This window comes from Micromonospora sp. ABR4_055, from assembly GCF_056160425.1.
In genome coordinates this window covers 22,208-30,645 of the sequence record NZ_JBSWXD010000072.1, presented here as the reverse complement: position 1 = coordinate 30,645, position 8,438 = coordinate 22,208, and the positions used below count along the sequence as shown (strand labels likewise).

The window sequence follows — 8,438 nt, the reverse complement described above, 5'->3', positions numbered from 1 at the left end:
CGGCGAGCCTGACCGCCACGGCACCGACCTGGCGGTAGGAAGAACAACAACTCGCACCATGGACAGACAACAACTGGTACTGGCCGGCCGGGGTGATCGACAACGAGGAGCGGTTGCAGGCGGCGCTGCGGGCCGCGCTCACCGCCGACGGCGCGACCCTGACCGGGCGACCGGTGGTGCCGGTCGCCGCCGACACCGGTGCCGCCGACGCGCACCCCGACGCCGACTCGGTCGGCCACGCGCTGGCCGTCACCGGTTTCGTGGCGCAGTCCTTCTGGTGGACGGCGGCTGCCACCGGCACCGCCGTGGACGTCACCGGGAGCACTGTGGCCGCCACCGCCGCCGCGAGCCGAGGAGCCTGAACCATGTCGACCCGTACCGTTGCGACCCCGACCGACGATCTCGCGGCGGCGCTGGCCGCCGCCGGTCACCCGGCCGTCCCGGTGCTGGACGCGGTGACCGCGCTGGACGCCGTGACGGCGCCAGACGGCACCGGCGGCCGGACCGCGGTCGTCCTGCTGGACCACTGGACCCCGGCACTGGCCGCGAAGCTGAGCCGCCGGGCCTGGGAGACCGCCGCGACGGTCGTCCCGGTCCGCCTCGACGGCGGCCTGGTGCTGGTCGGCCCGGTGCTGCGGCCGAGAGCCGGCACCTGCCTGGCCTGCGCCGAGCAGGCCCGACTGCGGGTGTTCGGGCCGGGCGTGCCGAGCCGGGACCCGCAGCTGCGGCAGGGCGGCGTCATCCCGCCGAGCCTGCTGCCGATGGTGGCCGGCGCGGTCGGCGACGCGCTGACCGACCCGGGCCGGTTGGACGCGACAGTGGTGGCGATCCGCACCGACCACGCCACCGTCAGCAGCCACCGGGTCCGGCCCCGCCGGCAGGGCTGCCGGATCTGCCGGCCGGTGCCGCTGGACACCCCGCATGGTGCCGAGGTGCCGCTGACCGCCGCGCCGACCAGCGACCCGTACTCGCTGCGCGGCGACAACCCACGGACCAGCCGGGCCGCGTTGCGCGCCGAACTGTTCGACTGGCGGCACGGGCCGGTCGCCCACATGATCCGTACCGAGCGCTCGCCGATGGCCCTGAGCACCAGCGAACTGTCCAGCGACACGGCGGTCCGCGAAGCCGGCTACGGCCGGGCCCGCAGTTTCGCCGAGTCGGAGCGGATCGCCCTGTTCGAGGCGGTCGAGCGGGCCACCGGGATGCGGCCGCACCGGCGGCGTACCGCCGTCGAAGCGGCCTTCGCCGACCTCGGCCCGGACCGGGCGGTCGACCCGGCCCGGCTCGGCCTGCACGACCCGGCGCACTACGACCACCCGGCGTTCCGGATGGTGCCGTACACGCCGCAGACCCGGGTTCGCTGGGTGCACGGCTGGTCGCTGGGCCGCCGCCGCCCGGTGCTGGTGCCCGAGCACGTCGCCTACTGGGGACTGCACCGCAGCGACGGCCCCCGGTTCCTCTACGAGAGCTCCAACGGCTGCGGGCTGGGCAACAGCGCCGTCGAAGCCGCGCTGTACGGCATTTACGAGGTCGCCGAACGGGACGCGTTCCTGATGGCCTGGTACGCGCGGACCCCGCTGCGGCCGGTCGCCGTACCCGACGACGACCCGGTGCTGCCGCACCTGGTCGACCGGCTCGACACGGTCGGCTACGACCTGCTGTTCTTCGACGCCACGAACGACCTCGGGGTGCCGACCGTGCTGGCCCTGGTGCTGCACCGCGACCCGACCAGCGGAGCCCCGCAGGCGTTCTTCGCCGCTGGCGCCCACCCGGACCCCCGGTCGGCGCTGCGGTCGGCGGCGGCCGAGGCGGTGGTCGACGTGTTCAGCCTGCCCGAGGTGGCCCGCAACAAACCCGGCCATCTGGACCCGGACCGGCTGCAGGCGATGTTCGACGACCCCCGGCTGGTCACCGGCCTGGAGGAGCACGTCGCGGTGAACACCCTGCCGCAGGCCCGGCAGCGGTACGAGTTCCTGCTCACCGGCGACGCGCCGGCGCACTGGCGGGACGTGTGGCCGGACCGGCCGGCCCCGGTGACCGACCTCGCGGTGCTGCTCGGCGAGACCGTCGAGCGGTGGGCGGCGCACGGCCTGGAGACGATCGTGGTGGACCAGACCGACCCGGCGAGCCGGGACCGGCTCGGACTGCACTCGGCGAAGGTGATCGTCCCCGGCACGTTGCCGATGACGTTCGGCCACGTGCACCACCGCACCCGGGACCTGGACCGGCTGCTGCGGGTCCCGGCCCAGCTGGGCCGGCTGCCGTCCCCACTTGACTACTCCGACCTGCCCCTCTACCCGCACCCGTTCCCGTGAGGTCGGCCATGTCGTCCAGTCAGCTCACCGCCAGTCAGCTCACCGCCAGTCAGCTCACCGCCACGCTCGCCGAGGTGTACGCGCACGGCCCCGGCAAGGACGTCCGGCCCGCGTCGGCGCGGCCGTACCGTCGCCGGCCCACCGGCCCGGCCGTGCCGTTCGCCGAGCTGGCGGCCGTCGCCGGGCCGACCGGTGCCCGGCTGGTCCGGACGCTCGGTACAGCGCTGGCGCCGCGCCGGTTCGAGCCGTGGAACGGCTTCAACGAGCACCGGGCGTACCCGTCGCCCCGGGCGGCGCACCTGGTCGACGTGCTGCTGCGGCACGACGGCGTCGACTGGCTGGTCGACCCGGTCCGCGAACTGCTGTATCCGACGTCCGCTGAGTCGCTCGTCGCAGCGCCGGACGGGTCGGTCGAGCTGGTGCTGCGGGAGCAGCCGACGCGGATGCCGGCCGGCTACGGCCGGCTCGCCGACGCGCTGGCCGCGCTGGAGGCCGGTCACGTCGCCGGCGCGCTCGCCGAGGCCGCCGCCGGCCACGGACTGCGGTACGCCGCCGGCACCACCGCCAGCGCCACCGCCACCAGTGGGCCGTGGCTCACCGTCACCCTCGGACCGTCGACCGCCCCCACCTGGTCACGGCACCGGCTGCGGGCGGTACGCAGCTCCGGGCTGAGCCCACGCGGGTTCGGCGCGGACCCCCGGCCGCTGCCGGCGGAGGCGTTCGAGCGGCTGGTCGCCGCCGCGTACCGACCGCCGGCCGGGTCACCGGTGACCGGGGTGCGCCTGCGGCACACCCTCGCGGTCGGCAACGTCGCCGGCCGGACGGCCGGCTGGTACCACCTCGATCCGGCCGCGACCGGCCGACCCGGGGCTGCTGCGCCGCAGCCGACCCGGCCGGGTGACGCGACCGGGCAGGTGCAGCGGGCGTACAGCTATCCGCGTACCGAGGTCGACGTCGCCGGCATGCCGCTGGCCTGGCTGGTCAGCGCCGACGTGCCGGCTGCCGTCCGCACCGGCGGCCCGGCGGCGTACCGGCGGCTGCTGCACGCGGCCGGGGCCACCGCCCAGCACGTCGGCACCGCCGCCGCCGAGGTCGGCCTGTTCTGCCGGCCGGTACGCGCGGTGCGGGAGGCAGCCGCCGAGGCAGCCGCCGGTCTGCCCGCCGGGCACGACCTGATCTACCTGTTGTTGATCGGCCGGTCACGGGTGCGTGACTTCGCCTACGACCTGAGTAACCCGGAGGTGTCGCCGTGACCGCACCGACCATCACCGTCACCACCACCCGCACCTGGGTGGGACTGCACTGTTTCGCCTACTGGTCGCCGGCCGACCTGGACACTTTCCTGGCGGTGACCGTGGCTCCGCTGCTGGCCCGGCTGCGCGCCGACGGCGCGATCGCCGACTGGTTCTACATCCGCTACTGGGAGGGCGGGCCGCATCTGCGGATCCGAGTTCGGGACCCGCTGCCGGGCGTCGGCGACCGGTTGCGGGCGGAGCTGGCCGAGCTCGCCGGCCAGGCACCGTACGAGGTGTTCCCGATGGACAGCGGAAGCTACTACCGGCGGCTGGGTGGCAGCGCCGCCCGGTCGGCCGCCGGCTGGCACGACCACGGCGACGTCCGGGAGATCCCGTACCGGCCGGAGACCGCCCGGTACGGCGGACCGCAGGCGCTGCTGGTCGCCGAGGAGGTCTTCTGCCGGTCCAGCGAGATCGCCGCCCGGATCGTCGGCGCGGTCCCGCCCGGCCCGGCCCGGTTGTCCGTCGCCGCCGAGCTGGCCACCGCCACCGCCGCCGCGTTGGGCCTGGACGAGTTGGGTGCGGCCCGGTGGCTGCGCGGCCACGCCGCCGGTTGGCGGTGGCAGAACGAGGTGGCGATGCTGCCGGCCGCGGCGGTGCAGGGGCAGGCGGCCCGGGTGCTGGCCAGCCAGGGCGCCGCGCTGCGCCGCCGGTGGGACCGGACCGTGGCCCGGGTCGACGCGCAGCGTACAGCGGCCGGGGCTGCCCGCGATGACGCGCAGCGTACCGACGCCGCGGCGGACCCGGCGGGGGAGCGGTCACCGGCCGGGTACTGGGCGCAGGTCGTCCGGGCCGCCCGCGACGCGTTGGAGGGGCCGGCCGCCGCCGGCCCGGCCGACCAGCGGTGGCGCTGGGTGTGGGGCTCCCAGCTGCACATGCTGTTCAACCGACTGGGCATCCTGCCGGATGAGGAGCGGTCGGTGTGCTGGCTGGTCGCCGGGACCGCGCTGGCGCCGGGCGGGCCCACGGACTTCTTCGCCGACGGCGCGGCGGCCGCCGACCGCCGCTACCACGAGGCGAGCAAGTTCCTGCCGGGGATGTTGCAGACGCAGAGGCCGCGCGAGGCCGTCTCGGAACGGAGCGGGACCCCGTTCCGGTTCGGCGGCCGGCCGGTTCCTCTGCCCGACGGGGACCCGCCGCGTGCCGCACTCGCTGATGTGCTGCGCCGGCGGGTCTCCGGTCGGGGGCGGCTGACCGGGCCGGTCACCGCCGAGCAGTTGGGCACCCTGGTGTGGAGCGCGCACGGGGTGACCCACCGCAGCCAGGTGCCGCTGCCCAACGGGGACCTGTACGACTACGCCCACCGCCCGTACCCGAGCGCCGGCGCGGCGTACGCGGCGCGGATGCGGCTGATCGTGCGCGACGTCGCCGGTGTCGCCCCCGGCGCGTACCACGTGGACGACCTCGACCGTCAGTTGTGGCGGCTCGGCCCGGCCCCGTCGGTGCCGGAGCTGGAGGCGTCGTCGATGTGGTTCGGGGCGGACGCCCTCGACGTCGGCGGGATCGAGCTGGCCGAGGTGCCGGCCCTGCTCGGTCTCTACGTGCAGCTGGGGGAGCTGCGGGAACGCTACGGGATGCGGGCGCTGCGGTTCGCGGTGGCGGAGGCGGGTCACCTGGCGCAGGCGCTGTCGATGGTGGCGGCGGCGAGCGGGCTGGCGCTCGGCATGATCGGCGGCTTCTACGACGACGTCGCCCACGAACTGCTCGGCCTGGACGGCATCGACGACGTGCTGGTCTACCTGCTGCCGGTGGGTCGTCTCCCGGGAGGTGCGCGGTGAGCCCCCGACCCGCAGATGGTGCCAGGTTCACAGACGGCGCCAGTTCTACAGACGGTGCAGCCCCCGACCGTCAGGGAACGTCGGGGGCTGTGTCCAGTGTGCCACGGCAACCGGGGTCCGCGCGACCGCCCGGCGGTACCGGTCCGCCGACCCCGGCGGTACGGGTGCTCGAGGGCGTCAATCAGCTGCGTGCCGTCGCCGATCCGATCCGGTTGCGGGTGCTCGCGGTGCTCACCACCGAGCCGGACCGGGCGCTGTCCGCCCGCCAGTTGGCCCACCAGCTGGGCATCACCTTCAGCCTGATGCACTACCACCTGCGGGTGCTGTCGGACGAGGGGATGATCCGGGTGGTCAACCAGCGGACCGACCAGGGCCGGGCGGAGCGGTACTTCCAGGCCGCGCAGTTGGCGCTGCGCTGGGACTTCCCGCCGGCCGACCGGTCCGGCGACGACGCCGCGTCGGCGAACCGGGCAGGCGACGACGGGTCAGACGGGAAGCAGGCCCGGTGAGCAGCGGCGGGTCAGACGGGAAGCAGGCCGGATGAGCGGACGGACAGGTCGATCCGGCCGGCCAGGTTCTCCTTCATCGGCGGGCACGGTGCGATGCCCTCCCGCCACAGTTTCGGGCAGGCGCCGCCGCACACCGGCAGGATCGGGCAGCCCTGGCAGCCGGTCTCGCCGGCGCGCAGCCCGGTGTACCAGTCGTCGAACTGGCCGGTCGGTCGCAGCTGGTCGACCGGTGCCCGGTCCACGGTGTCCAGATGCTGTTCGGTGAAGCCGGGCACCAGCGGCTGCTCGGTGCAGGAGTAGATCCGCCCGTCCGGGGCGATCACCTCGCTGTGCCGGGAGACGGCGGTGCACACCACCCGTACCGGGTGGGTGGGCAGCAGCCGGCAGTGCAGTCCGGCTGCGAGGTAGGCGGTGTACCAGCGCAGTTCGGTCTCGGCGGCCTGCTGCTGGCGCAGCCGTACCTCGCTGACGTCGTTGCCCCACGAGTGGACCGGTGCCGGGTAGAACCGGATCCGGGGGTCGGCGAGGCCGGCGTCGCGCATCGCCGCGGCGAACTCGTCGGCCCGGTCGGCGTTGTGCCGGCCGATGTTGGTCCGTACGGTCACCTGCAGCCCGGCCAGCTCCGGATCGGTGAGCACGGTCCGCAGCGCGGCGGTGATGCGGTGGAAGGAACTCTGTCCACTCTTCAACGGCCGGGCGGCGTCGTGCACCTCCGCCGGTCCGTCGATGGTGATCTCCATCCGGTCGATCCGGCAGTCCTGGTGCAGGGTACGCAGCTTGCGGGCGTCGAGCAGGGCACCGTTGGTGACCAGCATCGCCGAGTAGCCGACCCGGTGCCGGGCCGCGGCGGCCACGAACCGGGCGGACAGCGAGCGGAGTACGGCGTACCCCATCAGGGGTTCGCCGCCGAACCACCGCACCACCACGGTGTCGTGCTCGCCGCTGGCCATGGCGTGTTCGACCCGGGCGGCGATGGCGTCGCGGTGCCGGGTCGGCCGGGTGGCCGGGGTGTCCCGACGGTGCTCCTGCCCGCAGTAGTCGCAGCCCATGTTGCAGTAGCCGGTCGGCATCAGCACGAACTGCCGGTGTCGGGCGTCGTCGGCCGCCTGCGCGCCGGCGTCGATCGTCGCGGTGGTCTCGTCGAGGTCGGCGGGCACCAGCAGGCCGAGTTCGGCGAGCCGGGCCTGTTCGTCGGCGGGCAGGCCGGCCGGGCCGGGGCCGTCCAGGAGGGTCCGCACGGTGTCGGTGTCGAGCAGGAGGGTACGGGCCCGTCCGGTGTGGAACACAGCGCGCAGTTGCCGGCCGGACGGGTGCCGGTAGGTGGTCGGGCTGAACACGAGGTAGCGGCTGAGCACGAGGTCGGGCTGGGCCATGTGGGGCCTTTCGGAGGTCTCGACGAGTGGCTACCGAGGGCTACCAGGGTGGTGGAGTGGGCGGCGGTGGACCGTGGGGTGCAACGTCACCGGACCCGGAGCGGTCGCTCCGGGTCCGGTGCTGGTGAGAGCTGCGGGTCAGCTGAAGGCGCAGGCGAAGTTGACGCTGGAGCCGTCGTCGAGCAGGCCGGTGCTCTCGGCGGGCAGCTCGAAGACGACCATGCCCTGGCTGGGTGTCTCGTCCGGCTGCTGCGCTTCTACGGCGGCCTGGGTGGCCGGGGCGGCGATGGCGATCGCGGCGACGACGGCGAAGAAGGGGTTGGTGGGCACGGTCGACCTCCGGAAGGGGAGCGGGGGCGGCGAAGGAAGTGGTGACGCAGGTGGGGTGACGCGGGCAGGTGGGGGTGGTGCCGGCCCGCGTGGTGAGTCGGTGGAATCGGAAGTGATACGATCTTGCTGACGTTCAAAATAAACTGAGCGACGGATGGAAGTCAATCGTCGGGGTAGAATCAACCGTGGAACGTTGGTTGAACGGAGGTCTGCGGTGACGGAGCTGATGGCCAGCCGGGTGATCGAGGACGTGGCTACCCTCAAGGCGCTCGCCGACCCGATCCGGATGCGGGTGCTGGAGCTCGCGATGTCCGAGCCCGAGCGGACCTGGACCGCCAAGGAGCTGGCGAAGATCGTGGGCGTCGCGCCCACCAAGATCTACTACCACATCAACCAGCTGGAACAGCACCAACTGCTGCACATCCGGGACACCCGGGTGGTCAATGGCATCATCGAGAAACAGTACGGTGCCGGCCAGCTCAACCTGACCTTCCACCGCCGCTCCGGCGAGGAACCCAGCTCGGTGCACGAGGTGGTGGCCACCCTGTTGGACCAGATCAAGGACGAGATCGAGGCTGGGCTGCACGCCGGCACCATCTCCGGTAGCAGCGAGGCACCCGACCCGGTCCGGATGATGCTCAGCCGGGGGGTCGCCGAGATCCCCGTGGACCGGATCGCCGAGTTCCGCCACGAGTTGCAGGCCCTGATGCGGCGGTTCGAGCAGGCCGGTGTCCCCCGTGACGGCACCACCACCGGCGGGCACCGGTTCGCGATGCTGGTCGGCATGCACCCGCTCGGGTTGTCCTGACCCGCCTGCCGAGTCACCCCGTCAGGCCGG

Annotated in this window: 8 protein-coding genes; 6 read left to right on the top strand and 2 right to left on the bottom strand. The window is 74.0% G+C overall.

The genetic code is table 11. From position 1 onward, the window contains the following. The first annotated feature begins 92 nt into the window (after window positions 1-92). From ACXAHD_RS17750 to ACXAHD_RS17730, 5 genes are all read left to right on the top strand, one after another. The gene (locus ACXAHD_RS17750) at window positions 93-362 is read left to right on the top strand and encodes a hypothetical protein (RefSeq protein ID WP_475051770.1); all 270 of its coding nucleotides are present in this window, start codon (window positions 93-95) and stop codon (window positions 360-362) included. A 3-nt stretch (window positions 363-365) separates the two neighbouring features. Continuing rightward, window positions 366-2,315 carry a TOMM precursor leader peptide-binding protein gene (locus ACXAHD_RS17745; RefSeq protein ID WP_475051767.1) on the top strand — a complete coding sequence of 650 codons (1,950 nt, stop codon included), beginning with the start codon at window positions 366-368 and terminating at the stop codon, window positions 2,313-2,315. An 8-nt stretch (window positions 2,316-2,323) separates the two neighbouring features. After that, a complete protein-coding gene (locus tag ACXAHD_RS17740; RefSeq protein ID WP_475051764.1) occupies window positions 2,324-3,568 on the top strand; it encodes a nitroreductase family protein in 1,245 nt (414 codons plus the stop codon). Further along, entirely contained in the window at window positions 3,565-5,388 is a 1,824-nt protein-coding gene (locus ACXAHD_RS17735) for a thiopeptide-type bacteriocin biosynthesis protein (RefSeq protein WP_289212451.1), read from the top strand. The genes ACXAHD_RS17740 and ACXAHD_RS17735 overlap by 4 nt, the downstream gene beginning before the upstream one ends. Before the next feature lie 89 nt (window positions 5,389-5,477). Then, window positions 5,478-5,897 (top strand): ArsR/SmtB family transcription factor, encoded by a 420-nt coding sequence (locus ACXAHD_RS17730; protein ID WP_281553837.1) that lies wholly within the window; start codon window positions 5,478-5,480, stop codon window positions 5,895-5,897. An 11-nt stretch (window positions 5,898-5,908) separates the two neighbouring features. Here the strand turns inward: ACXAHD_RS17730 and ACXAHD_RS17725 are convergent, their stop codons facing one another. Both ACXAHD_RS17725 and ACXAHD_RS17720 read right to left on the bottom strand, forming a co-directional pair. Continuing rightward, a complete protein-coding gene (locus tag ACXAHD_RS17725; protein WP_281553838.1) occupies window positions 5,909-7,270 on the bottom strand; it encodes a radical SAM/SPASM domain-containing protein in 1,362 nt (453 codons plus the stop codon). Window positions 7,271-7,408: 138 nt separating this feature from the next. Next, window positions 7,409-7,600, bottom strand: coding sequence for a hypothetical protein (locus tag ACXAHD_RS17720; protein WP_281553839.1), 192 nt, complete (start codon window positions 7,598-7,600; stop codon window positions 7,409-7,411). A 214-nt stretch (window positions 7,601-7,814) separates the two neighbouring features. On the opposite strand from ACXAHD_RS17720, the gene ACXAHD_RS17715 reads away from it, so the two are divergent. Continuing rightward, window positions 7,815-8,408, top strand: coding sequence for a winged helix-turn-helix domain-containing protein (locus ACXAHD_RS17715; RefSeq protein WP_289212452.1), 594 nt, complete (start codon window positions 7,815-7,817; stop codon window positions 8,406-8,408). The last annotated feature ends 30 nt before the right edge of the window (window positions 8,409-8,438 follow it).

Excerpts from the sequence above, each read along its gene's own strand:
- ACXAHD_RS17745 (WP_475051767.1), top strand. The coding sequence starts at position 366 with ATGTCGACCCGTACCGTTGCGACCCCGACCGACGATCTCGCGGCGGCG.
- ACXAHD_RS17740 (WP_475051764.1), top strand. The coding sequence starts at position 2,324 with ATGTCGTCCAGTCAGCTCACCGCCAGTCAGCTCACCGCCAGTCAGCTC.
- ACXAHD_RS17725 (WP_281553838.1), bottom strand. The coding sequence starts at position 7,270 with ATGGCCCAGCCCGACCTCGTGCTCAGCCGCTACCTCGTGTTCAGCCCG.